The organism is Pseudoxanthomonas sp. z9, from assembly GCF_006542425.1.
In the GTDB taxonomy this organism is placed as follows: domain Bacteria; phylum Pseudomonadota; class Gammaproteobacteria; order Xanthomonadales; family Xanthomonadaceae; genus Pseudoxanthomonas_A.
Genome location: NZ_VFID01000007.1, coordinates 725,874 through 751,213 on the forward strand (window position 1 = coordinate 725,874; position 25,340 = coordinate 751,213).

Genomic DNA, 25,340 nt, shown 5'->3' on the forward strand with positions numbered 1-25,340 from the left:
GAACCAATCCGCGTCCGACTTCGCGAAATCGGTCGATGGCCCGTGCCGCGACGCCACATCCTGCGGCTCCCCTCGTCCAAGGAGCACGCGATGCGTCGTCTTTTCCTCCTGCCGCTACTGGCCTCGCTGGCCCTGGCCTGGCCCGCCGCGCGCGCGCAGTCCGCCTCGGTGGAACTGGTCTCGCCGGCCGCCGCCGTGCGCGCCCTGCTGGCTCCCTGGGATCGTCCCGGCATGCCCGGCGTGGCGGTCTCGGTCACCCTGGACGGCGCAATCGCCCAGCACGCCGAGGCCGGTGCCGCCGATCTGGAGCAGGGCACGCCGGTCACCCCGGATTCGGTCTTCCACGTCGCCTCGGTCTCCAAGCAGTTCACCGCCTTCGCGATCCTGCTGCTGGAACAGGACGGCAAGCTGTCCATCGACGATCCACTCCCGCGCCATCTGCCGGAAACCGCCGGCTGGGCGCCGATGACCCTGCGGCAACTGCTCAACCACACCGCCGGCCTGCGCGACTTCGGCACCCTGATGCCCGCGGCCGGCTGGCGCGACGAGGATCTGCTCACCGACGAGCAGGTCCTGCGGATGGTGCTGCGCCAGCGCGGCGGCAACTTCGCGCCCGGCCGCCGGTATCAGTACAACAACACCGGCTATGCGCTGCTGGGCGAAGTGGTGCGGCGGGTCTCGGGCAAATCGTTGCGGGCGTTCTGCGACGAGCGCATCTTCCAGCCGCTGGGCATGCGCCATACCCGCTTCGGCGACGACATCGACGACCGGGTGCCGCATCGGGTGCCGTCCTGGCAATCATCCAAGGGCGGCTACGTCCGCGACGTGCTGAGCACCACCACCACCGGTTCCACCGGGCTGCTGACCACCGCCGCCGATCTCAGCCGCTGGGCGCTGAATTTCGAGACCCATGCCGTCGGCGACGCCGCGCTGTTCGCGCGCATGCAGGAGCAGGGCGTGCTGTCGGATGGCACCGTCAACTTCTATGCGCTCGGCCAGGAGCGCCATGCCTGGAACGGCCTGGATACCTGGAGTCACGGCGGCCGCGACGCGGGCTACCGCGCTTTCCTGCTGCGCGTGCCCGGCGAACGCTTCAGCGTGGCGGTGGTGGCCAACGCCAACGACATCGACACCTCGATCCTCGCCTACGGCATCGCCGAGCGTTACCTCTCGCATCGTCCCGCCTGGCGCGCACCGGCACCGGAGACCGGCAGGCCAGGCCGTCGCCAGCTAGCCGCCTATGCCGGCGACTACGAACTGTTTCCCGGCTACATCTTCAGCCTGCGCAGCGATGGCCGGCACCTGCTGCTGTCGACGCCCGACGGCGGCGAGCCGGCGGAGCTGCCCGCGCTGTCGGCGCGCCGCTTCCTGTTGAGCGAGAAATTCCACCAGTCGCTCGAGTTCCCCGAAGACGCGCGCGGTCCGTCCGTTCGGCTGGACTATGTCATCGGCCTGTACGGCAGGATCCCGGCGCCACGGGTGACGCTGGCCGGCTTCGATCCCGCCGGCGTGCGCGCGCAGGAATTCGCTGGCCGCTACCGCAGCGATGAACTGGACACGGAATACGAACTGGTCGCCCGGGACGGAAAACTATGGGTGCGGCATCCGCGCTGGCCGGACGCGATGCTGCAACCCTACCAGCGCGATCAGTTCCGCAGCTCGGCGTGGTTTCTGCAGAAAATGGCCTTCCAGCGGGATGGCGACGGACGTGTCACCGGCTTCCTGCTGTCAGGGCCGGTCGCGGAGAACATCGTTTTCGAGCGGGTCGCCGCTCGCTGAGTCGCGCCAACATGCGTGCCGCTGGCCGAACCAGGATGCCGGCGGCGACGGCTCAGTAGGCGAATTCGCGGAACACCGGATCGACGCTGCCGTTCCATTCGCCGGCGAACAGCTTGAGCTTGCGTTCGGCGGGCGTCTCGTTGGATTCCACGATCTCGATCAGCGCGTCGAGGAAGCCGCTTTCATCCACGCCCTTGCTGTTCACGCGCGCGCGCCGACGCAGGCCGGCGACCGCGATCTTCAACGCCTCGGCGGCGACGTCGCGCACCGTGCCACCGCGGAACGGCAGCTTCAGCGCGTCACGCGGCACGCCGTCGCGCAGGGCGTGCCGCTCGGCCAGGGTAAAGTCCTTGACCAGATCCCAGGCGGCATCCAGCGCCGCGTCGTCGTACAGCAGGCCCACCCAGAACGCCGGCAGCGCGCACAGGCGGTTCCATGGACCGCCATCGGCGCCGCGCATTTCCAGGAACTTCTTCAGCCGCACTTCCGGGAACGCGGTGGTCATGTGATCCGACCAGTCGCGCAGCGTCGGCAGCTCGCCCGGCAGCACCGGCAGCTCGCCCTTGAGGAAGTCGCGGAAGCTCTGCCCGCTGGCATCGTGGTAGATGCCGTCGCGGTAGCTGAAATACATCGGCACGTCGAGCAGGTAGTCGACGTAGCGTTCGTAGCCGAAGCCGTCCTCGAACACGAAGTCGAGCATGCCGGTGCGATCCGGATCGGTGTCGGTCCAGATGTGCGAGCGATAGCTCTGGTAACCGTTCGGCTTGCCCTCGGTGAACGGCGAATCGGCGAACAGCGCGGTGGCGATCGGCTGCAACGCCAGCGACACGCGGAACTTCTTCACCATGTCCGCTTCGCTGGCGTAGTCAAGGTTCACCTGCACGGTGCAGGTGCGGGTCATCATGTCCAGGCCGAGCGAACCGACCTTGGGCATGTACGACTTCATGATCTTGTAGCGTCCTTTGGGCATCCACGGCATTTCGTCGCGCCGCCACTTGGGCTGGAAGCCCATGCCGAGGAAACCCAGCCGCAGTTCGTCGGCGACTTCCTTGACTTCCTTCAGGTGGGTGCCGACTTCCACGCAGGTCTGGTGGATGGTTTCCAGCGCGGCGCCGGATAGCTCCAGCTGGCCGGCCGGTTCCAGGGTGACCGAGGCGCCGTCGCGGGTCAGCGCGATCACCCGGCCCTTTTCCTCGACCGCGTCCCAGCCGAACCGGGTCAGGCCCTTCAGCAGCGCCTCGATGCCGCGCTCGCCGTCGAATTCCGGCGGACGCAGATCGTCCAGGCGGAAACCGAACTTCTCGTGTTCGGTGCCGATGCGCCAGTCCGCGCGTGGTTTCTCGCCGCCGGCGATGTACTGCACGAGCTGCGTGCGATCGGTGATCAGCGTATCGGCAACGTGGCTGGGGCTGGACAAAGGCGGGCTCGCACGGCAGGGAACGACGATGTGGGGCTGCGGCGCACGCGCCACAAGGGCGGCAATATAGCGTGCCGCCCGTCCCGGCATCATCGCCATCGCCCACATCGCAGTGTTCCGCGCCTGTGCTGGCCGCCCCCGGCTCGACCCCGCGTGGCGCTGCGGCTACCCTGCCGCCATGCCCCGCCATCGTCCGCTCCCCACCAGCCGCCATCCCGAACTCCACCGCACCAACCGGGTCGGCTGGCTGCGCGCGGCGGTCCTGGGCGCCAACGACGGCATCGTCTCGGTGGCCGGCATCGTGGTCGGCGTCGCCGCCAGCGGCGCGGCAGCCGAAACCGTGCTGATGACCGGCGTCGCCGGCGTGGTCGCCGGCGCGATGTCGATGGCGGCCGGCGAATATGTGTCGGTTCAGTCGCAAGCCGACACCGAAGCAGCGGATCTCGCCATCGAGAAACGCGAATTGCATGCCGAGCCCGGCCTCGAGCTTGCAGAACTCACCCAGATCTACGTGCAGCGCGGACTCGAGCCAGCGCTGGCCCGCCAGGTTGCCGAACAGCTGACCGCGCATGATGCGCTGGCTGCGCACGCGCGCGACGAACTGGGCATCACCGAGGAACTGCGCGCGCGTCCATTGCAGGCGGCGCTGGCTTCGGCCGCCGCCTTCACCGCGGGCGCCGCGGTGCCGATCGCCGCGTCGGTGCTGGCACCGGCGGATCGGGTCGCGGCGGTGACCACCGCCGTCACGCTCGTTGGCCTGCTGGTGTCCGGCGGCCTCGCCGCGCGCATCGGCGGCGCGCCGGTGCTGCGCGGTGCATGGCGGGTCGGCTTCTGGGGCGCGGTGGCGATGGCGGCGGCGGCGCTGGTGGGCCGGCTGTTCAATGTCGCCGTGTAATCCATCGCCTTGCCGATGAACGCGGTCGTCGAACCCGATCCCTCCCTGCTCGCGCGTCTCGGCATGCTGGTCGACTGCGCCCGCGCGGAAGGCTACGCCTGCATCACCGCGCGCCACGAGCACGGCGCGCATGCGGTGGACATCGATCATCCCTGCATCGCGATCGTGCTGCGCGGTCGCAAGCAGGTGCGCACGCATGCGCAGGCACTGGAATTCGCCCCTGGCGATCTGTTCCTGATCGCGCGCCGTTGCCGGATGGACGTGGTCAATATCCCCGATCCGGACAGCGGCCTCTACCTGACGGTCACGATTCCGCTGTGCGAGGAAGTGCTTGCCGCTGCGCGCCTGCTGTGGTCCGAACCGATCACCGGCCGGGGCGACGATCTCGCGCGCCTGGACAGCGCCGATTTCGCACCGGAGCTGCAGCATTGGCTGGCGTCTTTGCAGGCCGGCCAGTACACCGAGGCACGGCTGGCGCTGGCCGCGCTGACCGTGGCGCTGTGCCGGCGCGGACACACCGCGATGCTGGTGCCGCCACCACCCAGCCTGGCGATGCGGATCCGCGATCTGATCCGCGCCGAACCCGCCCGCGACTGGCAATCGCAGCACATCGAAACCGCGCTCGGCCTGAGCGGCGCGACCCTGCGCCGGCGGCTGGCCGGCGAAGGTACCGGGCTGCGCGAGATCATCGCCGCCGCGCGCCTGGCCTGTGCGATGGATCTGCTCTACACCACCGACTGGCCGGTGAAGACGGTGGCCGCGCGGGTCGGCTATCGTTCGGTCGCCAGCTTCAGCCGTCGCTTCGGCGAACGCTACGGCCTGGATCCCGCGCGCATCGGCAATGCCTGAACCGCATTGAGCGTTTGACGCCACGGATTGAGCGTTGCGCTCGCGGGCGCCTGCCTAGGATGGCGTCTCCGCGACGCCGCCGCTTCGATTCCTCCCACTCCATGGCTTCCATCCGGTTGCATCCCCGCCTTTTCCCGCTGGCTTCACTGGCCGTGTCGGCCACCCTCGCCCTGCCCGCCGACGCACAGACCGCGCCCAACCGGCAGATACCCGGCGTCTACCACCAGGTCATCGGCGACCTGCACGTCACCGCGCTGTTCGACGGCGTGGTGCCACTGGCACGCAGCGAACTGTCCGGCATCGACGAGGCCGGCAAGCAGGCGCTGCTGTCCTCGCGCCATGTCCCCGAAGGCCCGCAGGGATTGCAGACCGCGGTCAACGCCTATCTGGTCCAGCGCGGCGACGTGCTGACCCTGGTGGATGCAGGCACCGCGCAATGCTTCGGACCGGGCCTGGGCCATGTGCTGGAAAACCTGCGCCATGCCGGCTATTCACCGGAGCAGGTCGATCAGGTGCTGATCACCCATGCGCATCCGGATCACCTGTGCGGACTGCTCGATGCGCAGGGACGCGAGGCGTTCCCGAGCGCCACGGTCTGGCTGGCGCGCGCCGACGCCGACTACTGGCTGGATCCGGCGACCGAAACCCGCGCCGGCACGCCGGCCATGTATCGCCCGTTGTTCAAGATGGCGCGCGATGCGGTGGCGCCCTATCGCGCCGCCGGCCGGCTGCAGCTGTTCGCGCAGGGCGAACGGCTGCCCGATGGCGTGGACGGCCTGGATTCGCGCGGCCACACGCCCGGCCACACCTCGTTCCTGTTCAAGGCCGGCGCAGGCCAGCAATTGCTCGTCTGGGGCGATATCGTCCACTACCACGCGGTGCAGTTCGCCCGCCCGGACGCTTCCTTCGAGGCGGATCTGGATCGCGGCCAGGCGATCGCCAGCCGCCGCACGCTCATGGCCCGGACCGCCGATGGCGGCTGGTGGCTGGCCGGCGCGCACCTGCCATTCCCGGGACTGGGCCATGTCCGTCGTGACGACGACGCCTTTGCCTGGGTGCCGGCGGAGTTCTCGCCGCTGCCCGGCGAACCGTGATCGGCGAAGGCCCGGTGGTTGCCGGGCCAGCGCGCGCTAGGCCAGTTCCAGCCAGTCCATGACCACCTGGCGCGCCTCGTCCACGCCCTGCTTGGACTCGGAGGAGAACACCTGCACGCCGACGCTGTCGCCGAAGGCGGAGAACAGTTCCTTCTTCACCGCCTGCAGGGTCTGCGACTGCTGGCCGCGGCCGAGCTTGTCTGCCTTGGTCAGCAGCGCGTGCGCCGGCAGCCCGCACTGCACCGCGTAACCCAGCATCTGCCGGTCGTAGTCCTTGAGCGGGTGGCGGATGTCCATCACCACCACCAGGCCCTTGAGCGCCTCGCGGCGCTGGAAGTAGTCCTGGATGAAGGCCTGCCAGTGCGCCTGCAGTTCCTGCGGCACCTTGGCGTAGCCGTAGCCGGGCAGGTCAACCAGGTGGCGGCCCGGCTGGACTTCGAAAAACACCAGTTGCTGGGTCCGGCCGGGCGTCTTGGAGACCCGGGCCAGCGCGTTGTGGCGGGTCAACGCGTTCAGCGCGCTGGACTTGCCGGCATTGGAACGGCCGGCGAAGGCCACTTCACGGCCGGCATCGGCCGGAAGCTGGCGGAAATTGTGCGCCGACAGCAGGTATCGGGCGGAATTGAGCAGGTTCGACATGCCATTAGGATGGCATGCGCGGACGCCGATGGCGGCAGGGTTCGCCCCGCTGGCGGGCCAGAATTGACCGCGGAGCCCCCCCGCAGGGATAATTCCGGGGTTTCGCGGCTGCCATGGGGCACCGCTTCTTGAGGTTTTTCGGAGCTTTAGCATGCGCCACGCTCGCGTTTGGGGACTTGCAGGACTGGCCATTGCGGCCGTTGGGGCGGTTGCCTATGCACAGACCACGGTCGTACCGGTGCCGGACAATGCGCCGGTGGAGACCGCGTCGCTGGATATCGACCTGACCAAGACCACCTGGGGTGACGCCAAGGCCGGCCAGACCAAGGCCGCCGCCTGCGCCGCCTGCCATGGCGCCGACGGCAACCCGACCGATCCGCAGTACCCGCGCATCGCCGGCCAGAGCGAACGCTACATCTCCCGCCAGCTGGCGCTGTTCGCCGATGGCCAGCGCACCGGCGGCCTGGCCGCGGTGATGGTGCCGTTCGCCCAGACCCTGAGCGCGCAGGACATGCGTGACGTCGGTGCCTACTTCGCCACCCAGAAGGCCGGTGCCGGCCTGGCCGACGATTCGGTCGTCGCCGACGGCGTCTACAAGGACATGAAGTTCTACGAGATCGGCCAGAAGCTCTACCGCACCGGCGACGCCAGCCGCGGCGTTCCGGCCTGCATGGCCTGCCACGGCCCCACCGGTGCCGGCAATCCGGGCCCGGCCTATCCGCACGTCGGCGGCCAGCAGCAGGCCTACGTGGTCCGCCGCCTGCAGGAGTACCAGGCCGGCACGACCACCGAGAAGGATCCGACCCACTTCAACACCATGGCGCAGGTCGTCCACTCGCTGACCGAGCAGGAAATCCAGGCGCTGGGCAGCTATCTGCAGGGTCTGCACGACCGTGCCGACGACGAAGCCGCCGCGAAGACCGCGACTGCCAAGAAGTCGTGAACTTCGCCGCTTCGCCGCGGTCCTGATTCACAGCTCCTGTTCATTGCGCCGGCCCCACCATGGCCGGCGTTTCTTTTTCCAGCGCCCGTGGAGGAAACCCCATGAAGACCCGCCTGACCCTGCGCCTCGTGTTGTCGGCGCTGTTCTCGCTGCTGCCGATGCTGGCGCTGGCCGCCGACGCGCCGGCCCCGAAGGAAGGCGTGGACTACGAGGTCATTCCCGACGGCAAGCCGTTCGCGCCGGTCAAGGGCAAGGTCGAAGTGGCGGAGGTGTTCTCCTACGCCTGCATCCATTGCGCCCATTTCGAACCCAAGCTGCAGGCCTGGAAGCGCCAACAGGGCCCGGCGGTGCAACTGGTGCAGGTACCGGCGGCGCTGTCCTCTTCCTGGGTACCGTATGCGCGCGCCTACTACGCCGCCGAAATGAGCGGCGTGCTGGGCAAGACCCACGCGGCGGTATTCGCCGCCCTGCACGAAAACGGCGCACTGCCGATGAACAATCCCTCGGCCGATGAGCTGGTCACCTTCTATGCCGGCTACGGCGTGGACCGCGCCCGCTTCAACACACTGCTGCGCGGTCCGGAAGTGGATGCGCGGCTGGAAAAGGCGCGTGCTTTCGCCATTGCCAGCGGCGTGCGCGGCACGCCCACGCTGGTCGTCAACGGCAAGTACCGCGTCACCGGTGGCAGCACCTACGACGACGTGCTGCGCATCACCGATTGGCTGGTCGCACGCGAGCGCGGCGCCCGCAAGTAACGTAATGCGGGTGACACCGCTTCGCCCGCGGCACAGAATGTGCGGTCCCTTGGCGGGCCTCGGCGCCCGCCCCCGAACCTTTCCCATGCTGGAGTCAGTGCCATGAAACTTCGTCCGCTCCTGATGACGCTCGCCCTGCTGCCGCTGTTGGCGGCCTGTGGCCAGACCAACGCGCCCGGCGCGACCACGCCGGCCACCGAGGCGGCTCCCGCCACCGCGCCGGCGGCGGAAACCCCGGCACCGGGCACCGACGCCGCCGCGCCGGCGGACTCCTCCGCCGCGCCCGCCGAGGGTGCCGCACCGGCCGCCACCGAGGCCCCGGCACCGGCAAACGCACCCGCGCCGACCGCACCGTCCGGTCCCGCCCCGGTCGCCGGTGTCGACTACGAGCTGATTCCGAACGGCCAGCCCTACGCGCCGCTCAACGGCAAGATCGAAGTGGTGGAAGTGTTCGGCTATGTCTGCCCGGCCTGCGCCAGCTTCCAGACCCAGGTCATGCCGTGGCGCAAGACGCTGCCGGCCGACGTCCGCCTGACCTACGTCCCGGTCGCCTTCGGCCCGGAATGGCTGCCGTACGCGCAGGCCTTCTACGCCGCCGAGAGCAAGGGCCTGGTCGAGCGCACCCATGACACGGTGTTCACCAAGATCCACGCCGAGCGCAGCCTGCCGGGCGAAGGCAGGAAGCCGGATCCGGCCAAGGTCGCCGAGTTCTACGCCGGTTATGGCGTCAACGCCAAGGAATTCCTGGGCCTGATGAACAGCTTCGGCATCAATGCCAAGGTCAACCGCGCCAAGCAGTTCGCGATCCAGTCCGGCGTCAACAGCACGCCCAGCCTGGTCGTCAACGGCAAATACAAGGTGAAGGGCCGCAGCTTCGAGGACATGCTGCGCATCACCGATCACTTGATCGCGCAGGAACGCGCCGCCAAGTAAGCCGCACCCCCCAGGTTTCCCCGCCCCCCATGACGACGATGCCCGGCAAGCGCCGGTTGCGGGTGCTCAGCGCCAACATCCAGGCCGGCTCCAGCACCCGCCGCTACAGCGACTACGTGACCCGCAGCTGGTCGCATGCGCTGCCGGCCGGCAACAAGCGGGGCAGCCTGGACGCCATCGCGCAGCTCGCCGGCGAACACGACATCGTCGGCCTGCAGGAGGCGGATCCGGGCAGCCTGCGCTCGGGATTCACCAACCAGACCCATTACCTGGCCGAGCGCGCGGGCTTCGACTACTGGACCCACCAGCCCAACCGCAACGTCGGGCGGGTGGCGTCCAGCGCCAACGGCCTGTTGAGCCGGCTGGAACCGGTGGAAGTCAGCGACCACGCGCTGCCCGGCCGCATCAGCGGCCGCGGCGTGCTGGTGGCGCGGTTCGGCGATGGCGACGAAGGTCTCACCGTCGCCGTCGCGCACCTGTCGCTGGGCGCCAACTCGCGACGCGCGCAGTTGTCGTTCATCGCCGAACTGCTGTCGGATCATCCGCACGCCGTGCTGATGGGCGACTTCAACTGCATGCCCGACACGCCGGAAATGGACGTGCTGTACCGGAACACCCGGCTGCGTCCGCCGCAGCACCGGATTCCGACCTTTCCCAGCTGGCGCCCGCAGCGCGCCATCGATCACATCCTGATCAGCGAAGCGCTGGTCGCCGACGGTGCGCGCGCAATGCCCGCCGCCAACTCGGATCATCTTGCCCTGGCGATGAGCATCGACGTGCCCGCCGAAGCCCTGCGCTGAGCAACGGATTCCCGGCCGCGGTCAGCCCGCGACCAGGATGCTGATCCCCATCACCACCATGAAGATCGCGAACACCCGCTTCAGCGCGGTGCCACCGATGGCGTGCGCGAGCCGGGTGCCCCACGGCGCCGCCAGCACCGACGCCACCGCCACGCCGATCGCCGCCGGCAGGTAGACGTAGCCCACCGCGTGTTCCGGCAGGGCGCCGGGCGGTGCGTGCAAGGCATAGCCCAGCGCACTGCCGATCGCGATCGCCACGCCGCAGGCGCTCGAGGTGCCCACCGCGCGGACCGGTGCGATTCCATGCCAGACCAGCACCGGCACGGTCATGCTGCCGCCGCCGATGCCGACCACCGCCGACACCGCGCCGATGCCGGAGCCGATCGCGGTCATCGGCCAGCCACGCGGCGGCGCGGCGTCCCCGTTGCCGGCACCGTTGCGTGTTTTCCCGAACGCCATCTGCGCGCCGGCGATCAGGCAGTAGATCGCCACTACCCAGCGCAGCACGTTGTCGTCCAGATACACCGCCAGCCCGCTGCCGAGCCAGCCGCCCAGCAGCAATCCCGGCACCATCCAGACCACCGTCGGCCACATCACGCTGCCGCGCCGATGATGCGCGTACGCCGACGAAGTCGCGGTCAGCACGATGCTCGCCAGCGAGCTGGCCAGCGCCGCGTGCATGGCCGCTTCCTTCGGGATGCCGAACAACGGCAGCACCCAGACCAGCGCGGCCACCAGCACCAGGCCGCCGCCGATGCCGAGCAGGCCGGCCAATACGCCGGCCACCACGCCCAGCAACGGGAATATCCAGAAATGATCCAAACGCAATCTCCTTCCACGCGATACGCACGCGACCGTTCAGCCGGCTCCGGTATATTCCGGCCATGACCCGTCCCACCCCACTCATCGTACTCGCTGCGGCGCTCGCGCTCCTGCCCCTGGCCGCCGTCCGCGCGCAGAACCTGGATGCGCAACGGCCACAACTGCGCGCGGCGCTGGAAGCCGCCGAGCGTGGGCAGTTCAACGCCGCGCAGTATGCAAGCCTCGCCTCGCACCCGATCTATGGCTGGATCGAACTGGCCGCGCTGCGCCGCGACGTCGACAAGCTGCCGACCTCGCAGGCGCAGGCTTTCCTCAAGCGCTACGAAGGCCAGGCGGTGGCGGAGAACTTCCGCGCCCTGTGGCTGGCGTCGCTGGCCCGCCGGCAGGACTGGCCGACCTTCCTCGGCGCGTGGAAGCCCACCGAAAACACCACCCTGCGCTGCGCCGAACTGGATGCGCGCCAGGCCACCGGCCGTGCCGACGCGCAGTGGGTCAAGGACGCGCAGGCGTTGTGGCGCGGCGCGGCCAAGTCGCTGCCGGACGGTTGCGATCCGGTGTTCGCGATCCTCGCCAACAAGGGCGGCCTGCCACCCGCGCTGCGCTGGGAGCGCATCGACGCGGCCGCCGCCGAGAGCCAGACCGCGGTGATGCGCACCGCCGCGCGCGGCCTGCCGGGAGACGAAGCCGTGCTGGCCAACGACTACGCCGCCTTCATCGACGCCGTGCACCCGCGCGCCTTGAACTGGCCGAAGACCGATCGCAGCCGGCGCATGGCCAGCTATGGCCTGGCGCGGCTGGCCAGCCGCGATCCCGGCGCCGCCGAGACCCAACTGCCGCAGTACGCCAGCGCGCTGGGCATGACCGAAGCCGATCGCGGCCGCGTGCTCTACCAGATCGCCCTGTGGACGGTGGCGTCCTACGAGCCCGATTCGGCGCGCCGCCTAAACGCCGTTCCCGAGTCGGCCTACGACGAACGCCTGCACGAATGGCGCGTGCGCGAGGCGATGGCGCGTGGCGACTGGCGCGCCGCGCTGGTCGCGTTGCGCAAGATGCCGGCCAAGCAGCGCGAGGATTCGCGCTGGCGCTATTTCGAGGCCCGGATGGCCGAGAAGACCGGTGACGCCGCCGCCGCGCAACCCTTGCTGCGCGAGGCCGCGCGCGCGCCGACCTTCCACGGCTTCCTCGCCGCCGACCGGCTCAAGCAGCCCTACGCGCTGTGCCCGTGGATACCCGACGACGACAAGGCGGCCAAGGACGCCATCGCCCGCGATCCCGCCATCGTCCGCGCGATGGAATTGTGGAAGCTGGATCGCTCCGGCTGGGCGGTTGCCGAATGGAACAGCGCGCTGGCGCGCTTCGACGACACCCAGCGCCGCATCGCAGTGGAAGTGGCGCAGGACAACGGCTGGTTCGACCGCGCGGTGTTCTCGCTGGGCAAGCGTCCGGACGAACAGCGCCTGTACCAGTTGCGCTTTCCGCTGCACCACGGCGAGACCATCCGCCGCGAATCCGCCCGCCACGCGCTGGACCCCGCCTGGGTGGCCGCCGAGATCCGCGCCGAAAGCGTGTTCAATCCGCGTGCGCGCTCCGGCGCCAACGCGATGGGCCTGATGCAGGTGGTGCCGGCCACCGGCGCGGCCACCGCCAGGCGCCTGGGCCTGCCCTGGGGCGGTGCCGCCAGCCTGTACGATTCGGACACCAACATCGCGCTGGGCACCGCCTACCTGCGCGAAATGGAAAACAAGTACGGCGTTCCCTATGTCGCCATCGCCGCCTACAACGCCGGCCCCACCCCGACCGCACGCTGGCAGTCGCAGCGGCCCGGCTACGATCCGGACATCTGGATCGAGACCATCAGCTACAAGGAAACCCGCGAGTACGTCGCCCGCATCCTCGCCTTCAGCGTGATCTACGACTGGCGCCTCAACGGTAATGCCCTGCCGATCAGCGACCGCATGCTCGGCAAGCTCGACGGCAAGCGCCGCGAGTTCACCTGCCCGGATGCGCGGATGCCGAAGAGCTGATCCCCTCGCCACGATCCGGCATCATGCCCGCATGAAGACCTATCTCGTCGGCGGCGCGGTACGTGATCGATTGCTGGGCATCGAGGCTGGCGACCGCGACCATGTCGTGGTCGGCGCCACGCCCGTGCAGATGTTGGCGTTGGGCTACAAGCAGGTGGGCCAGGATTTCCCGGTGTTCCTGCACCCGGACAGCGGCGAGGAATACGCGCTGGCGCGCACCGAGCGCAAGCGCGGGCGTGGATATCGGGGATTCGAGGTCGATGCCGATCCCTCGGTCACCCTGGAAGAGGACCTGCAGCGGCGCGATTTCACCATCAATGCCATCGCCGAGGATGAGGACGGCCGCATCGTCGATCCCTATGGCGGCGCGAAGGATCTGGAGGCACGCGTGCTGCGGCATGTCGGCCCGGCCTTCATCGAGGATCCGCTGCGGGTGCTGCGCGCGGCCCGCTTCATGGCCCGCTTCGCGCCGCTGGGTTTCGCGGTCGCGGCGGAGACGATGGCGCTGATGCGCGAGATGTCGGCCAGTGGCGAACTCGACACGCTGGTGCCGGAGCGGGTCTGGCAGGAACTGCGCCGCGCATTGGCCTGCGCGCGTCCCTCCGCATTCCTGCGCACCCTGCACGAAGCCGGCGCGCTGGCCAGCGTATTGCCCGAGGTGGACGCGCTCTACGGCGTACCGCAGCGCGCCGAATACCATCCCGAAGTCGATACCGGCGTGCACCAGCAGATGGTCAGCGACATGGCCGCGCGGCTGGCGCCGGGTGACGATCTGATCGGCTTCGCCGCGCTCTGCCACGACCTGGGCAAGGCGCTCACGCCGGAGGAAGAGCTGCCGCGCCACGTCATGCACGAACAGCGCGGCGTCGCGCCGGTGCTGGCATTGTGCGAAAGGCTGAAGGTGCCGCTGGAACACCGCGACCTGGCAGTGATTGCCTGCCGCGAGCATCTCAACGTGCATCGCCTGGACGAACTGCGCGACGCCACCGTCTTCGAACTTCTGTCGCGCTGCGATGCGTTCCGCCGGCCCGAACGCATCACGAGGCTGGCGCTGGTTTGCGAGGCCGACAAGCGCGGCCGGCTCGGCAACGAGGACGCGGATTATCCACAGGGACCGGCACTGGTGCGGCTGCATGCGGCGGCGATGGCGATCAACGCGCGCGAACTGGCGGCTTCGGGGCTCAGCGGCCCGGAAGTGGGGGAAGCCCTGAAGCGTGCGCGCATCGCCGCGATCGGCGCGGCCCGGCGGGTGATGCCCGCGCAGGGCTAGCCGACGGCCTCGCGTCGCGCGAAGTCGCCCGGCGTCATGCCGATCAGGGTGTGGAAATCGCGGATGAAATGGGCCTGGTCGAAGTAGCCGAGTTCCAGCGCCAGTTGCGCCCAGTCCACCGCTACTCCAGCCTGGATGCGCGCGACCGCCTCGTGCAGGCGATAGCGGTTGATGATCCATTTCGGCCCCACGCCCACGTAGTGCTTGAACAGGCGTTGCAGGGCGCGCTTGCCGGGTTCGCCCTGCGCGACGAGCTGTTCGACCGAGATGATTGCGGGGTCCGCGGCAATACGCGCGATGCACGCGGCCGCCTGCGCCACCTTCGGATCCGCCGTTGGCCGACGCTCGGCCAGGAACTGCTCGGCCAGCGCCACGCGTGCTTGAAAGTCCACGGCTGCGCGGATCGCATCCACCCAGGCATGGCCCGCCTCGCCCAGAATGGACGCCACCGGCAGACTGCGATTGGTGAGCGTCGATACATCCGCACGCAGGAAGGGCTGGAATCCACCGGGCCGGAACTTGATGCCGAAGGCGTAACTGTTCCCGCTCAGCCAGCGCGTGTAGCGACCGGTATGCACACCGTGGATGCCGGCTTCGGCCGGCTCGATCACCAGATGCACGCTGGGATGCGGCAGGGTTTCCTGCTGCTGTGGCGAAACGCCTTCCAGGTGCCAGTCCACTTGCCAGAAGTGCTCGATCCAGTCGCTCAAGGCAGCTGCGGGCAGTTGGCGCCGGTGCTGGAACGCCCCCGCCTCCAGCCGCTGCCGGAGCACTCCGCGCGGCTTGCCGGGATCAAGCGGATCGGGGGACATGCCGGTGGCCTTCATGCTGTCGCGTTTGTCCAATTCTCCGGCGCGGGAATGTACTGCAATACGCGTGCCGGCAGCGAGCACGGCATGCGGACCAGACCATGTGGCGACACTTCATCCAGGGCTCCATCATGGCCTCCACACTGGGCACGGCGGTCGCCGGAAAGCCCGCCGCCACCACCCTTTCCAACGCCATCTCCGAGGACACCGTCATGACCCGACACGCGCAGGGCGAATTCGAAGTGAAGCTGGCGCCGCAAGGTGCCATGCCCGGCATCGAGGCCGCACGATTGGGCCGGCAGACCATCGGCAAGACCTTCCGGGGCGATCTGGAGGCGACCAGCCTGGGCGAGATGCTGGCGGTGATGACGGAGGTGCGCGGTTCGGCCGGCTATGTCGCGATGGAGCGCGTGGATGGCCGCCTGCACGGGCGCCGGGGCTCCTTCGTGTTGCAGCACTTCGCCTTCATGGATCGCGGCCAGCCGGAGCTGAGCGTGCGGGTGGTGCCGGACTCCGGCACCGATGAGTTGGCCGGGCTGAGCGGACAGATGACCATCCGCATCGAGGAAGGCCGCCATTTCTACGGCTTCGACTACCGGTTGCCGGAAGGCTAGCCTCCGGAAGGAGCGACGCAGTGTTCCACCAGATGCTTGCAATTAAATAGCGCGCTATGTAAATTGCGGAGCCATGAACAAGCCCGCCGCCGCCAAAGCATCCCCCGCCAACCCACTGGCGCTGGACAACCAGCTATGCTTCGCGCTCTATTCGGCGCAGTTGGCGCTCAACAAGGTGTACCGGCAGTTGCTGGGCAAGCTCGGGCTGACCTATCCGCAGTACCTGGTGATGCTGGTGCTGTGGGAGGGCGATGGGCTGACCGTCTCGCAGATCGGCGAGCGCCTGTTCCTGGATTCGGCGACCCTGACTCCCCTGCTCAAGCGGCTGGAGGCTGGTGGTCTGATCATCCGGGAGCGCGCGCGCGAGGACGAGCGCCAGGTCATCATCAGTCTGACCGCGCGGGGCCGCGCGTTGAAACAGAAGGCTCGCGGCATTCCGGAGGCGCTGCTATGCGCATCCGGCTGCAATCCCCGCGAAGTCATGGGGCTGAAGTCCCAGTTGGAAGCCCTGCGCGACAACCTGGGGGCGAACACGTGAACCGCTTTTTTCCCGACATAAATAGCGCGCTATTAAATAGCTAGCAAATAACCGGTCGTGGCGCCCGGCTCCGCCGCCACTTTCCTCCACGGAGATTCCCATGTCGATCGAGAAAGTCCTCTATACCGCCCATGCCACCGCCACCGGCGGCCGCGACGGCCGCGCCGTGTCCTCGGACAACGTGCTGGACGTGAAGCTCACCACCCCGCGCGAGCTCGGTGGCGCGGGTGGTGACGGCACCAATCCGGAACAGCTGTTCGCCGCCGGCTACTCGGCCTGCTTCCTCGGCGCGCTGAAGTTCGTCGCCGGTCAGGCCAAGGCCAAGCTGCCGGCCGAGACCCGCATCGACGGCAGCGTCGGCATCGGCCAGATCCCCGGCGGCTTCGGCATCGAGGCCGAACTGCGCATCCACCTGCCGGGCCTGCCGCGCGAAGAGGCCGAGGCGCTGGTGCAGCAGGCGCACCAGGTGTGCCCATACTCCAACGCCACCCGCGGCAACATCGACGTGCGTCTGGTGGTCGTCGACTGATTTGCCTTGCGGCGCGTCCGCCGGTGTTGGACCGGCGGACGTCAGCCGCGATTGGGCGTGAGCTTCAGCAGGCGCGCATCCGCGCCGTCTTCCAGCAACCAGATCGCACCGTCGGGCCCTTGCTCCACTTCGCGGATGCGGCGTCCCATCGGATAGCGTTTCACTTCGCGCGGCGCATCACCGAATTCAACCTGGATCAACGCCTGCGACGCGAGACCGCCGATGAAACCACGCCCACGGAAGTACGGAAACAGATCCGCCTGGTAAATGATGAATCCGGCCGGCGCGATCACCGGCGTCCATGAAATCTCCGGCGCGTTGAATTCGGGTCGGGTCGGATGATCCGGAATCGGGCTGCCGTCGTAATTGTCACCGTTGGAAACGATCGGCCAGCCATAGTTGGAGCCGCGCTCGATCAGGTTCAGTTCGTCGCCGCCGGCCGGTCCCATCTCGTGCGCCCACAGCCTGCCCGCCGGGTCGAACGCCAGTCCCAGTACATTGCGATGGCCCAGTGACCAGACCTGCGCCGCTACCCCACCCTGGTTGGCGAAGGGATTGTCGGGCGGCACGCTGCCATCGTCATTGAGCCGGATGATCTTGCCGAGATTGCTCTGCATGTCCTGCGCGGGCGACGCCTTCTGGCGCTCGCCGGAACTGATCCACAGCTTGCCCTGCGCATCGAACAGCATGCGGTGACTGTAGTGGGCATCGCCGGTGACCCTGGGTACCTGCCGCCAGATCACCTGCAATCCTTCCAGCCGTCCGGTGTTGGCGCCGGCATCGATCACCAGCCGCGCCCGCGCCACCGCCGCGCCGCGCGTGCTACTGGTGCCGGGCTCGGCAAAGCTCACGTAGATCATCCCGTTGTCGGCGAACCGCGGATGCAGGATCACGTCGCCGAAGCCCCCCTGGCCGCCATAGGCCACGGTGGGCACCCCGCTGATCTCGCCACTTTGCCCGGTGGCGGGATTCAACAGGCGCAGGCGGCCGGGCTTCTCGGTCACCAGCAGGCGCCCATCCGGCAGGAAGGTCATCGCCCACGGCTGGTCGAAGCGCGCGACTTCGGTGCTGACGAAGGGCGGATCGGGAATCCGCAATGCGGGCTGCGTCCCGCCGGTCACCTGTGGTGCCGCCGGCGCAGCCTGGGCGGCAGTCGCGACCGGCTGGGACGGCACGTGGCCCGCAAGCACGACCGGTGTCGACGCGGGTTCACCCCGGTCGTCATCGTTTCCCGTCACGGCGACCGCATTGCCGTCGCAGGCGACCAGCGACAGGGCCAGGCAGGTGACATTCCAGGCGGACAGGTTCATGGCCGGATTCCAGTCGGGGATGGCTCCTTTTACTCCGGTCCGGCGAAGGAAGTCGTGATCCGGTGCGCGACCCGCGTCGTGGCTTCAGACTTTCAGGTACCAGCGCCGGCGATCCATCAGCCATACGATTGCCCACCAGACCAGCACGAACACCACGGCGAAGGCCAGCGAAGGCAGGTACGGGCCGAACCGGGGGGTCATCCAGTCGGCGAAACCGTGCCGGTAGATCGCCTGCATCCAGCCCAGCGCGGAGAACGCATAGACCATCACCGCCGAGCCGGCATAGGCCGCGATCGCATTGACACCGAAGCTGCGGCCCCAGGGACGCAGTCCTTTCCGATCGATCAGTACGTGCGCGAGCCACAGTGCCAGCAGCGCCCAGCCCGCCGTCCACACCACGTAGGAGGACGTCCATAGGTTCTTGTTCAACGGCAGCCACAACGACCACAGTCCACCAACCGCCAGCGCCAGTGCGGCGGCCGGCAGCAGGCTGCGGGTCTGTTGTCGCCGCAGCCAGTCGCCGGCGCGCACGCCCAGCAGGGTCGTGGCGATGGCCGGCAACGTGCTGAGCAGTCCTTCGGGATCGTGCCCCCGACCGGTGGCCGGATCGAACTGGTACAACAGGTGTCCGAACAACGCGGTGTCGGCACGGCTGGTCAGATTGTCCAGCGGCGCGTAGGAGCCGCCGATCACCAGCAAGGCCCAGTACCCCAGCAACAGGACGACCGCCATCAGCCACTGGCTGCGCGGACGCAGGTACAGCGCCATCGCACCGGCGGCGATGAAGCACAGGCCGATCCGCTGCAGCACGCCCCAGGGACGGAACCACGGTTTGTCCAGCCACCAGAATGCCAGCAGGTGCAACAGCAGGCCGATGGCGACGATCTTCGCGCCGCGCCAGAGCACCGCGCGCAGCAAGGCACCGCGATCGCCGCCGGCTTCCAGCCGCGGCGAGACACCCAGCGAAATCGACACGCCGACGATGAACAGGAAGAACGGGAAGATCAGATCGGTCGGCGTGCAGCCATGCCACTCGGCGTGCATCAGCGGCGCATACACATGCCCCCAGTCGCCAGGATCATTGACCAGCAGCATCGCCGCCACGGTGAGGCCACGCAGCGCGTCCACCGAAGAGAAGCGCTGCGGCGCTTTCGTGCTCATCTCCAATGCGCTCCGTCGGCGACCGCGATATCAGCCCGCGTGCGCGGCGTGCTGGCCGTCAATCCAGGTCGCCGCCACCTGCAACTGACCGTCCAGCGCGACCAGGTTCGCGCGGAAGCCAGTGGCGATGCGGCCGTGGGTGGCGGACAGTCCGAGGAACTCGGCCGGATAGGTCGAGGCCATGCGCGCGGCTTCGGCCAGCGGCAGTCCCAGCAGGTTCACCGCGTTGCGCACCGCCATCGCCATGTCCAGCGCGGAACCGGCGAGCGACCCGGCCGCGTTGCGGACCACGCCGTCCACGGCGGTGATGGTCTCGCCATACAGTTCGTAGCTGGGATCGTCGGAACCCACCGGCGGCATCGCGTCAGTCACCAGGAACACCTTGCCGCGCGGCTTGGCCGCCAGCGCGACCCGCAGGCTGCCCGGGTGCACGTGGTGGCCGTCGGCGATGATGCCGACCCAACTGTGCGGATCCTCCAGCGCGGCGCCGACCGCGCCGGGCTCGCGTCCCTGCAGCGGCGACATCGCGTTGTACAGATGGGTGAAACCGCGGATGCCCGCGGCCAGGCCGGCGCGGATTTCCTCGTAGCTGCCGGCGGTATGGCCGGCGGCGACGACCGCGCCGCGCGCCACCAGTGCATGGATGGTTTCGGTCGGCAGGCGTTCGGGCGCGAGCGTGATCAGGGTGACGCCGTTGTCCAGCGACGAGGCGAGTGCGATCTCCGCCGCGTCCGGCACGCGGAACTTGCCCGCATCGTGGGTGCCCTTGCGCGCCGGAGCCAGGTACGGCCCTTCCAGGTGGATGCCGAGCACCCCGGGCACGCCCTCGGCGATCGCCTGGCGAGTCGCGGCGACGGCTTCGCGCATCACGTCGAGATCATCGCTGATCAGGGTCGGCAGGAAACCGGTGGTACCGAACCGGCGGTGCGCTTCGCCAATGCGGCGGATCGCCTCCACCGTCGGCGTGTTGTTGAACAGCACGCCACCGCCGCCGTTGACCTGGGCATCGATGAAGCCCGGCACCAGCCATGCACCGCGCAGATCGTGGCGCGGCAAATCGGCGGGCAGATCCGCTTCCGGCAATATTGAAACGATGTCGCGCCCGTCGATGACGACGGCCATGCCTTCGACGAAACCCTGCGCGGTCAGCACGCGCCCCTGGACCAGCGCGGTGCTCATACGGTTTCGGTGACCTTGTTCAGGTGCGGCGGCACGTCGGGGTTGTAGCCGCGGCGCAGCGCCAGCGCGTTGATCGCGCGGTAGTAGCTCTGGATGGTCAGCAGCGGCGAGCAGACCGGATGCGGGGCATGCACCAGCGGCAGCGACTCGCCGGGACCGGCGGTTGGGTCGGCTTCCTCGGAAGCGACCCACACCTGCGCGCCACGGCCACGGAACTCGCGCGCCAGCGCCAGCGTGCCGGTGCCGGTTTCGTCCGGCTGGGCGAAGCACAGCACCGGGAAACCCGGGCCGACCAGTGCCATCGGACCGTGCTTCACTTCGGCGGAACTGTAGGCTTCGGCGTGCAGGCCGCAGGTTTCCTTGAACTTCAGCGCCGCTTCCTGCGCGGCGGCCAGGCCCAGGCCACGACCCAGCACGAACAGATTGTGCGCATCGACCAGGCCGTCGGTGACCGGCGACCAATCCGCCGCCCAGGCCTGGCGCAGCGCGTCCGGCAGCAACGGCAGCGCATCGCGCAGGGTCGCCTCGTCCTTCCAGTACGCACCCAACTGCAGGATCGCCGCCAGCGAACTCAGGTAGCTCTTGGTTGCCGCGACGCTGCGCTCGGGACCGGCGTGCAGCGGGATCACCGTGTCGGCCAGGCCGGCCAGCGGCGAATCCTCGACATTGACGATCGCCACCACCCGCGCGCCCGCTTCGGCGGCCGCGCGCGCGTTGTGGAGCAGATCCGGACTCTTGCCCGACTGCGAGATGACGATGTAGAGCGCATCCTTCAGCTTCTGCTTCGCTTCATACACCGAACCCACCGAGGGCGAAGCGGAAGCGGTGACGAAACCCAGCTGGGTTTCGAACAGATACTTGGCGTAGGTCGCGGCGTGATCGGAACTGCCGCGCGCGCAGGTCACCACGAACGGCGGCGGGTTGGCGCGCAAGTCGGCGGCAAGCCGGCGGATGAGGGATTCGTTGCGCTGATACTGCGCGGCGATCACGTCGGCGGTCTGCTGCGCCTCCCGGAACATCAGGGTGTCGGCGGGCGCGGGAAGTGGGGAGGAAACGTCGGTCATGTCGTGGGGTCGGGGCGTTCGGCGCGCAGGCGGACCGGCGCGGTGGATCCGCGCACCACCAGTTGCGGCACGAAGCCCTGGTTATGCACGGGGGTGGGGTTGTCGTCGTAGGCGTCCTGCCGCAGCGTGGCGATCAGCAGGCGCGCGGCCTGCTTGGCGATGTCCTCGGTGGCCTGCTTGGCGGTGGTCAGCGGCGGCCAGGACTGGCGCGAGAACGGGCTGTCCTCGAAACCGGCGATGGACAGGTCGTAGGGCACGTTCATGCCCGCCGACTTGGCCGCCGCCAGCACGCCGGCGGCGATTTCGTCGTTGGAGCCGAAGATCGCGGTCGGCGGTTCGCGCAGCGCCAGCAGCCGGCGTGCGCCACGGAATCCGTCATCGAAGGTGTAGTCGCCGGGCACCACCAGGTGTTTGTCCAGCGGGATGCCGTAGTCCTTCAGCGCCTTCTCGTAGCCGTTGTAGCGCTCGATCGAGGAGCGGTGCGCAAGCCCGCCCCAGAGGAAACCGATGCGCTGGTGGCCCAGCTGGATCAGGTGCTCGGTGATTTCATAGGCGGCGTCGTGATCATCCACGTACACGCACGGCTGGCCATCCTGCGGATCCTCGGTGGCGGCGATGATCCGCACCATCTTGACGCCGCGCGCGGCCAGCGCGTTCACCAGTTCCATCCGCTCGGACATTGGCGCGGTCAGCACCAGTCCCGCCAGGCGCGATCGCTGCACGAACTCGGCCAGTTCCTCGGCCAGCAGCGGCGAGGTCGAATCGCAGGGATGGATCTGCAGGCCGAATCCGGTTTCCCGGCACGCCGCCAACACACCATTCTGCACGCCGATGATGTGGTACGGGTTGGGGTTGTCGTAGACCAGCCCGATCACGAACGGCGTGCCGCTGCGCAGGTTGCGCGCGGACTGATCCGGCTCGTAGTCCAGTTCGGCGATGGCATGCAGGACGCGCGCGCGCGTGCCCTGCATCACCGACGGCTCGTTGTTGATGACCCGCGAGACCGTCTTCAGCGAAACCTTGGCCCGCTCGGCGACATCCTTGATGGTGGGCCTGCGCATGCCGTTCTCAGCCATGGGGAATCTCCACGCGGTCCATGGCCGCTCAACCCGCCTTCACGCGGCCGACATTGTGGCCGCGCAGGGCGAAGAACAGGATGTACAGGTAGCAGGGCACCGCCAGCGCGGTGAACACCAGTTGGAAATCATGGGTCTGCTTGAACACCGCGAACAGCTGCGGAATCACCGCACCGCCGGCGATGCCCATGATCAGCAGCGCCGAACCGGTTTCGGTGAAGCGGCCCAGGCCCTGGATCGCCAGCGGGAAGATCGCCGGCCACATCATCGCGTTGGCAAAGCCGAGCGCAGCGACGAAGCCGACCGAGACATAGCCATGGGTCAGGAGCGCGCCGATCGCGAACACGATGCCCAGCACCGCCGACACGCTGAGGTAGCGTTCCTGCGAGATGAAGCGTGGGATGGCGACCAGGCCGAACAGGTAGCCGATCAGCATCGCGCCCAGGGTGTAGGAGGTGAACACCTTGGTCTTGTCGAGCGGCAGGCCGAAACCTTCGCCGTAGATGCCGATGGCGTCACCGGCCAGCACCTCCACGCCGACGTAGACGAACAGGCAGATCACGCCCAGCAGCAGGTGCGGGAACTGGAATACGCTGCGACGGTTCGACTCCGTGCCGGCCTCGTTGGCGTTGGCTTCGGCCGTATTCACTTCCGGCAGCGGCGAGAACAGGATGCCGACCGCCAGCAACACCAGCAGTCCAGCCATCACCATGTAGGGCCCGTAGACGCGCGCGGCGAACTCGTTGAGCAGGAGTTCCTTCGCCTCCGGGGCGGCGGCTTCGACCTGCGCGGCGAGGTCGCCCATGCCGTGCATCACGAAGGCTGCCAGCGCGATCGGCGCGAGGATGCCGGCGATCTTGTTGCAGATACCCATCACCGCGATGCGCTGCGCCGCGCCCTCGATCGGGCCAAGGATGCTGATGTAGGGATTGGCCGCGGTCTGCAGGATCGCCAGGCCGGCGCCGATGGTGAACACGCCACCGAGCGCGCCGGGATACCAGCGATGGGTGGTGAACTGGCCGAACACCAGCGCACCAATCGCCATCACGAACAGCCCCAGCGCCATGCCCTTCTTCATGCCGGTCCTGCGCAGGATCACCGAGGACGGCAACGCCAGGCAGAAATAGGAAATGTAGAACGCGCTGGGAATCAGGAAGGCGTAGGTCTCGCTGACATTGAACGCCAGCTTGGCGAACGTGATCAGCGGCCCGTTGAGCCAGGTGACGAAACCGAAGATGAAAAACAGCAGGCCGATGATGGCGATGGATGTGTACTGTCGCGAGCCTTGTACCGCAGTCATGTCTGGCGAACTCCCCTCTCTCTGATTGTGATGGCCGGTCCGCGACCGGCGTCCACGCCCTGCCGCTGCGTGGCTCCCTCTGGAAACAACGTTGTCACAGAATCGTCCGCGAAGCCACCCGCGACCGGTTTCTCCTTGCACGCGTACAGCATGCTTGGGTTTCCGGATTTGTGGCGCCGCAACAACGGGCACGGCCCGAAGGACGTCTCAAACCCTTAAATCTGAATGTATTTCTTCAGTTTTGAAACTGAACAGGAGAGCCTGCATCGGATCACGCGCAAATTTGATCCGATGACCACCCGCCCCGCCCGCATTTGATGACAGAGTGTTGACAACGTTGTCAAACCCCTCCCACACTCCGGCGCCATCGGGGCTGTTCGTTTTCGCCCCTTCGCGGACATGTGGGGAGACGTGTGGTCGCAATCGCCAATCCATTGCCGGTGGATCCCATGAGCCGGGCGGGCGACGCCTTCATTGCCGCGGATGTCGGCGGCACCCACGTCCGCGTCGGACTGGTGCGCGGGGGTAACGAACCCGCCAGCCCGATCAGCGTGCTGGAGTACCGCAAGTACGCCTGCGCCGATTACCCGGGGCTGGCCGACATCCTGCAGGACTTCCTGGCCGGACTGGGCGCCCCGCCTGTCAACCGGGGCGTGATCGCCAGCGCCGGCTACGCGCTGGAAGACGGCACCGTCATCACCAACAACCTGCCCTGGCGCCTCTCGCTGGCCGAGCTCCGTGCTCGCCTGGGCTTCGATGATTTCCGTCTGGTCAACGACTTCGAAGCGGTCGCCCACGCCGCCGCGCAGGTCGATGCCAGCCAGGTGCTGCAGCTCGCCGGCCCGGTCGGCGCGCCGCCGCGCGGTCCCATCCTGATCCTGGGTCCGGGCACCGGCCTGGGCGCTGCGGTGTGGATTCCGTCGGGCAAGCGCTCGGTGGTGCTGGCGACCGAAGCCGGCCAGGCCGCGCTCACCGCCGGCAACGCACTGGAAATGGCGGTGCTGACGGAAATGCTGAAGACGCGTCCGCACGTGCCGATCGAGCAGGCGCTGTCCGGTCCTGGCCTGATGAACCTCTACACCGCGCTGTGCGCGGTGCGTGGCGGGGTGACACCCGCCTACTCCCGCCCCGGCGATATCACCGCCGCCGCGCTCGCGGGTGAAGACGCGCTGGCCCGCGAAACGCTGGAGGTGTTCTGCGGCCTGCTCGGCAGCGTGGTCGGCGACATGGCGCTGCTGTACGGCGTGCAGGGTGGTGTGTACCTGGCCGGCGGCATCCTGCCGAACATCCGCGAATTCCTTCTTCGGAGCAGCTTCGTGCCGCGTTTCCTCAACAAGGGAACGATGCGCGAGGCGCTCGAACGCATTCCCGTGAAGCTGGTCGAGCACGGGCAACTGGGCGTCATCGGCGCCGCCAGCTGGTACCTCGATCAAACCGAAAGCAACTGAAGCAAAAAAAGAAACGAAGGCGTCGGGACAGGCGCCCGCAAAAAGAAACGGGTCGGAGCGGTCAGCCGATTCCCTGGCAGCAAAGGCAGCAA

The 25,340-nt window shown here is 68.3% G+C and carries 24 protein-coding genes; 14 read left to right on the forward strand and 10 right to left on the reverse strand.

The features are described 5' to 3' along the window. The first annotated feature begins 90 nt into the window (after positions 1-90). A complete protein-coding gene (locus FG323_RS10420; RefSeq protein ID WP_141454467.1) occupies positions 91-1,779 on the forward strand; it encodes a serine hydrolase domain-containing protein in 1,689 nt (562 codons plus the stop codon). A gap of 52 nt (positions 1,780-1,831) precedes the next feature. Here the strand turns inward: FG323_RS10420 and FG323_RS10425 are convergent, their stop codons facing one another. After that, the gene (locus tag FG323_RS10425; protein ID WP_141454468.1) at positions 1,832-3,196 is read right to left on the reverse strand and encodes a glutamate--cysteine ligase; all 1,365 of its coding nucleotides are present in this window, start codon (positions 3,194-3,196) and stop codon (positions 1,832-1,834) included. A gap of 178 nt (positions 3,197-3,374) precedes the next feature. Between FG323_RS10425 and FG323_RS10430 the strand changes: the two genes are divergently transcribed. The 3 genes from FG323_RS10430 (at position 3,375) to FG323_RS10440 (ending at position 6,034) form a co-directional block, all read left to right on the forward strand. Next, positions 3,375-4,091, forward strand: coding sequence for a VIT family protein (locus FG323_RS10430; protein ID WP_141454469.1), 717 nt, complete (start codon positions 3,375-3,377; stop codon positions 4,089-4,091). Between the two features lie 15 nt (positions 4,092-4,106). Continuing rightward, positions 4,107-4,940, forward strand: coding sequence for a helix-turn-helix transcriptional regulator (locus FG323_RS10435; protein WP_141454470.1), 834 nt, complete (start codon positions 4,107-4,109; stop codon positions 4,938-4,940). 146 nt (positions 4,941-5,086) lie between these two features. Then, the gene (locus tag FG323_RS10440; protein WP_255470152.1) at positions 5,087-6,034 is read left to right on the forward strand and encodes an MBL fold metallo-hydrolase; all 948 of its coding nucleotides are present in this window, start codon (positions 5,087-5,089) and stop codon (positions 6,032-6,034) included. 36 nt (positions 6,035-6,070) lie between these two features. On the opposite strand, the gene yihA is transcribed toward FG323_RS10440, so the two are convergent. Then, positions 6,071-6,673, reverse strand: a complete 603-nt coding sequence (gene yihA, locus FG323_RS10445; RefSeq protein WP_141454472.1) for a ribosome biogenesis GTP-binding protein YihA/YsxC — start codon at positions 6,671-6,673, stop codon at positions 6,071-6,073. A 151-nt stretch (positions 6,674-6,824) separates the two neighbouring features. On the opposite strand from yihA, the gene FG323_RS10450 reads away from it, so the two are divergent. The 4 genes from FG323_RS10450 to FG323_RS10465 all read left to right on the forward strand — a co-directional run bounded on the left by FG323_RS10450 (position 6,825) and on the right by FG323_RS10465 (position 10,104). Next, a complete protein-coding gene (locus FG323_RS10450; protein ID WP_141454473.1) occupies positions 6,825-7,616 on the forward strand; it encodes a c-type cytochrome in 792 nt (263 codons plus the stop codon). Positions 7,617-7,717: 101 nt separating this feature from the next. Next, positions 7,718-8,371 carry a thiol:disulfide interchange protein DsbA/DsbL gene (locus FG323_RS10455; protein WP_141454474.1) on the forward strand — a complete coding sequence of 218 codons (654 nt, stop codon included), beginning with the start codon at positions 7,718-7,720 and terminating at the stop codon, positions 8,369-8,371. A gap of 102 nt (positions 8,372-8,473) precedes the next feature. Continuing rightward, positions 8,474-9,304 carry a thiol:disulfide interchange protein DsbA/DsbL gene (locus FG323_RS10460; RefSeq protein WP_141454475.1) on the forward strand — a complete coding sequence of 277 codons (831 nt, stop codon included), beginning with the start codon at positions 8,474-8,476 and terminating at the stop codon, positions 9,302-9,304. Positions 9,305-9,342: 38 nt separating this feature from the next. Further along, the gene (locus FG323_RS10465; RefSeq protein ID WP_141454629.1) at positions 9,343-10,104 is read left to right on the forward strand and encodes an endonuclease/exonuclease/phosphatase family protein; all 762 of its coding nucleotides are present in this window, start codon (positions 9,343-9,345) and stop codon (positions 10,102-10,104) included. Between the two features lie 21 nt (positions 10,105-10,125). On the opposite strand, the gene FG323_RS10470 is transcribed toward FG323_RS10465, so the two are convergent. Continuing rightward, positions 10,126-10,926 carry a sulfite exporter TauE/SafE family protein gene (locus tag FG323_RS10470; RefSeq protein WP_249889385.1) on the reverse strand — a complete coding sequence of 267 codons (801 nt, stop codon included), beginning with the start codon at positions 10,924-10,926 and terminating at the stop codon, positions 10,126-10,128. A gap of 62 nt (positions 10,927-10,988) precedes the next feature. Here FG323_RS10470 and FG323_RS10475 point away from each other — a divergent pair, with 62 nt between their 5' ends. Together FG323_RS10475 and FG323_RS10480 are read left to right on the forward strand one after the other, a co-directional pair. Beyond that, positions 10,989-12,950, forward strand: a complete 1,962-nt coding sequence (locus FG323_RS10475) for a transglycosylase SLT domain-containing protein (protein ID WP_141454476.1) — start codon at positions 10,989-10,991, stop codon at positions 12,948-12,950. Between the two features lie 31 nt (positions 12,951-12,981). Continuing rightward, positions 12,982-14,220, forward strand: coding sequence for a multifunctional CCA addition/repair protein (locus tag FG323_RS10480; RefSeq protein ID WP_141454477.1), 1,239 nt, complete (start codon positions 12,982-12,984; stop codon positions 14,218-14,220). On the opposite strand, the gene FG323_RS10485 is transcribed toward FG323_RS10480, so the two are convergent. Next, the gene (locus FG323_RS10485) at positions 14,217-15,032 is read right to left on the reverse strand and encodes a helix-turn-helix domain-containing protein (protein ID WP_181444167.1); all 816 of its coding nucleotides are present in this window, start codon (positions 15,030-15,032) and stop codon (positions 14,217-14,219) included. The two genes, FG323_RS10480 and FG323_RS10485, sit on opposite strands and share 4 nt — an antisense overlap. 98 nt (positions 15,033-15,130) lie before the next feature. Between FG323_RS10485 and FG323_RS10490 the strand changes: the two genes are divergently transcribed. From FG323_RS10490 to FG323_RS10500, 3 genes are all read left to right on the forward strand, one after another. Beyond that, positions 15,131-15,643 carry a DUF3224 domain-containing protein gene (locus tag FG323_RS10490; protein WP_343192860.1) on the forward strand — a complete coding sequence of 171 codons (513 nt, stop codon included), beginning with the start codon at positions 15,131-15,133 and terminating at the stop codon, positions 15,641-15,643. Positions 15,644-15,716: 73 nt separating this feature from the next. Then, on the forward strand, positions 15,717-16,181 hold the full coding sequence (locus FG323_RS10495) for a MarR family transcriptional regulator (protein WP_141454479.1): 465 nt from the start codon (positions 15,717-15,719) through the stop codon (positions 16,179-16,181). Between the two features lie 100 nt (positions 16,182-16,281). Further along, positions 16,282-16,710, forward strand: a complete 429-nt coding sequence (locus tag FG323_RS10500; protein ID WP_141454480.1) for an organic hydroperoxide resistance protein — start codon at positions 16,282-16,284, stop codon at positions 16,708-16,710. Between the two features lie 41 nt (positions 16,711-16,751). On the opposite strand, the gene FG323_RS10505 is transcribed toward FG323_RS10500, so the two are convergent. From FG323_RS10505 to FG323_RS10530, 6 genes are all read right to left on the reverse strand, one after another. Further along, the gene (locus FG323_RS10505; RefSeq protein WP_141454481.1) at positions 16,752-18,020 is read right to left on the reverse strand and encodes a PQQ-dependent sugar dehydrogenase; all 1,269 of its coding nucleotides are present in this window, start codon (positions 18,018-18,020) and stop codon (positions 16,752-16,754) included. Between the two features lie 84 nt (positions 18,021-18,104). Continuing rightward, entirely contained in the window at positions 18,105-19,181 is a 1,077-nt protein-coding gene (locus tag FG323_RS10510; RefSeq protein ID WP_141454482.1) for a heparan-alpha-glucosaminide N-acetyltransferase domain-containing protein, read from the reverse strand. A 30-nt stretch (positions 19,182-19,211) separates the two neighbouring features. Beyond that, the gene (gene nagA / locus FG323_RS10515; protein ID WP_141454483.1) at positions 19,212-20,360 is read right to left on the reverse strand and encodes an N-acetylglucosamine-6-phosphate deacetylase; all 1,149 of its coding nucleotides are present in this window, start codon (positions 20,358-20,360) and stop codon (positions 19,212-19,214) included. Continuing rightward, positions 20,357-21,424, reverse strand: coding sequence for an SIS domain-containing protein (locus tag FG323_RS10520; protein ID WP_141454484.1), 1,068 nt, complete (start codon positions 21,422-21,424; stop codon positions 20,357-20,359). The genes nagA and FG323_RS10520 overlap by 4 nt, the downstream gene beginning before the upstream one ends. Continuing rightward, the gene (locus tag FG323_RS10525; RefSeq protein ID WP_141454635.1) at positions 21,421-22,485 is read right to left on the reverse strand and encodes a LacI family DNA-binding transcriptional regulator; all 1,065 of its coding nucleotides are present in this window, start codon (positions 22,483-22,485) and stop codon (positions 21,421-21,423) included. The genes FG323_RS10520 and FG323_RS10525 overlap by 4 nt, the downstream gene beginning before the upstream one ends. A 43-nt stretch (positions 22,486-22,528) precedes the next feature. Then, positions 22,529-23,800 (reverse strand): sugar MFS transporter, encoded by a 1,272-nt coding sequence (locus FG323_RS10530; RefSeq protein WP_141454485.1) that lies wholly within the window; start codon positions 23,798-23,800, stop codon positions 22,529-22,531. Positions 23,801-24,249: 449 nt separating this feature from the next. Here FG323_RS10530 and FG323_RS10535 point away from each other — a divergent pair, with 449 nt between their 5' ends. Beyond that, on the forward strand, positions 24,250-25,248 hold the full coding sequence (locus FG323_RS10535; protein ID WP_141454486.1) for a glucokinase family protein: 999 nt from the start codon (positions 24,250-24,252) through the stop codon (positions 25,246-25,248). The last annotated feature ends 92 nt before the right edge of the window (positions 25,249-25,340 follow it).

Bases quoted from the DNA above. Each gene is read 5' to 3' on its own strand.
- FG323_RS10455 (WP_141454474.1), top strand. From the start codon at position 7,718: ATGAAGACCCGCCTGACCCTGCGCCTCGTGTTGTCGGCGCTGTTCTCG.
- yihA (WP_141454472.1), bottom strand. From the start codon at position 6,673: ATGTCGAACCTGCTCAATTCCGCCCGATACCTGCTGTCGGCGCACAAT.
- FG323_RS10430 (WP_141454469.1), top strand. From the start codon at position 3,375: ATGCCCCGCCATCGTCCGCTCCCCACCAGCCGCCATCCCGAACTCCAC.
- FG323_RS10450 (WP_141454473.1), top strand. From the start codon at position 6,825: ATGCGCCACGCTCGCGTTTGGGGACTTGCAGGACTGGCCATTGCGGCC.
- FG323_RS10460 (WP_141454475.1), top strand. From the start codon at position 8,474: ATGAAACTTCGTCCGCTCCTGATGACGCTCGCCCTGCTGCCGCTGTTG.
- FG323_RS10520 (WP_141454484.1), bottom strand. From the start codon at position 21,424: ATGACCGACGTTTCCTCCCCACTTCCCGCGCCCGCCGACACCCTGATG.
- FG323_RS10505 (WP_141454481.1), bottom strand. From the start codon at position 18,020: ATGAACCTGTCCGCCTGGAATGTCACCTGCCTGGCCCTGTCGCTGGTC.
- FG323_RS10465 (WP_141454629.1), top strand. From the start codon at position 9,343: ATGCCCGGCAAGCGCCGGTTGCGGGTGCTCAGCGCCAACATCCAGGCC.
- FG323_RS10500 (WP_141454480.1), top strand. From the start codon at position 16,282: ATGTCGATCGAGAAAGTCCTCTATACCGCCCATGCCACCGCCACCGGC.
- FG323_RS10485 (WP_181444167.1), bottom strand. From the start codon at position 15,032: ATGTCCCCCGATCCGCTTGATCCCGGCAAGCCGCGCGGAGTGCTCCGG.
- FG323_RS10435 (WP_141454470.1), top strand. From the start codon at position 4,107: ATGAACGCGGTCGTCGAACCCGATCCCTCCCTGCTCGCGCGTCTCGGC.
- FG323_RS10495 (WP_141454479.1), top strand. From the start codon at position 15,717: ATGAACAAGCCCGCCGCCGCCAAAGCATCCCCCGCCAACCCACTGGCG.
- FG323_RS10420 (WP_141454467.1), top strand. From the start codon at position 91: ATGCGTCGTCTTTTCCTCCTGCCGCTACTGGCCTCGCTGGCCCTGGCC.
- FG323_RS10510 (WP_141454482.1), bottom strand. From the start codon at position 19,181: ATGAGCACGAAAGCGCCGCAGCGCTTCTCTTCGGTGGACGCGCTGCGT.
- FG323_RS10490 (WP_343192860.1), top strand. From the start codon at position 15,131: ATGTGGCGACACTTCATCCAGGGCTCCATCATGGCCTCCACACTGGGC.
- FG323_RS10525 (WP_141454635.1), bottom strand. From the start codon at position 22,485: ATGCGCAGGCCCACCATCAAGGATGTCGCCGAGCGGGCCAAGGTTTCG.
- FG323_RS10480 (WP_141454477.1), top strand. From the start codon at position 12,982: ATGAAGACCTATCTCGTCGGCGGCGCGGTACGTGATCGATTGCTGGGC.
- FG323_RS10530 (WP_141454485.1), bottom strand. From the start codon at position 23,800: ATGACTGCGGTACAAGGCTCGCGACAGTACACATCCATCGCCATCATC.
- FG323_RS10535 (WP_141454486.1), top strand. From the start codon at position 24,250: ATGAGCCGGGCGGGCGACGCCTTCATTGCCGCGGATGTCGGCGGCACC.
- FG323_RS10475 (WP_141454476.1), top strand. From the start codon at position 10,989: ATGACCCGTCCCACCCCACTCATCGTACTCGCTGCGGCGCTCGCGCTC.
- nagA (WP_141454483.1), bottom strand. From the start codon at position 20,360: ATGAGCACCGCGCTGGTCCAGGGGCGCGTGCTGACCGCGCAGGGTTTC.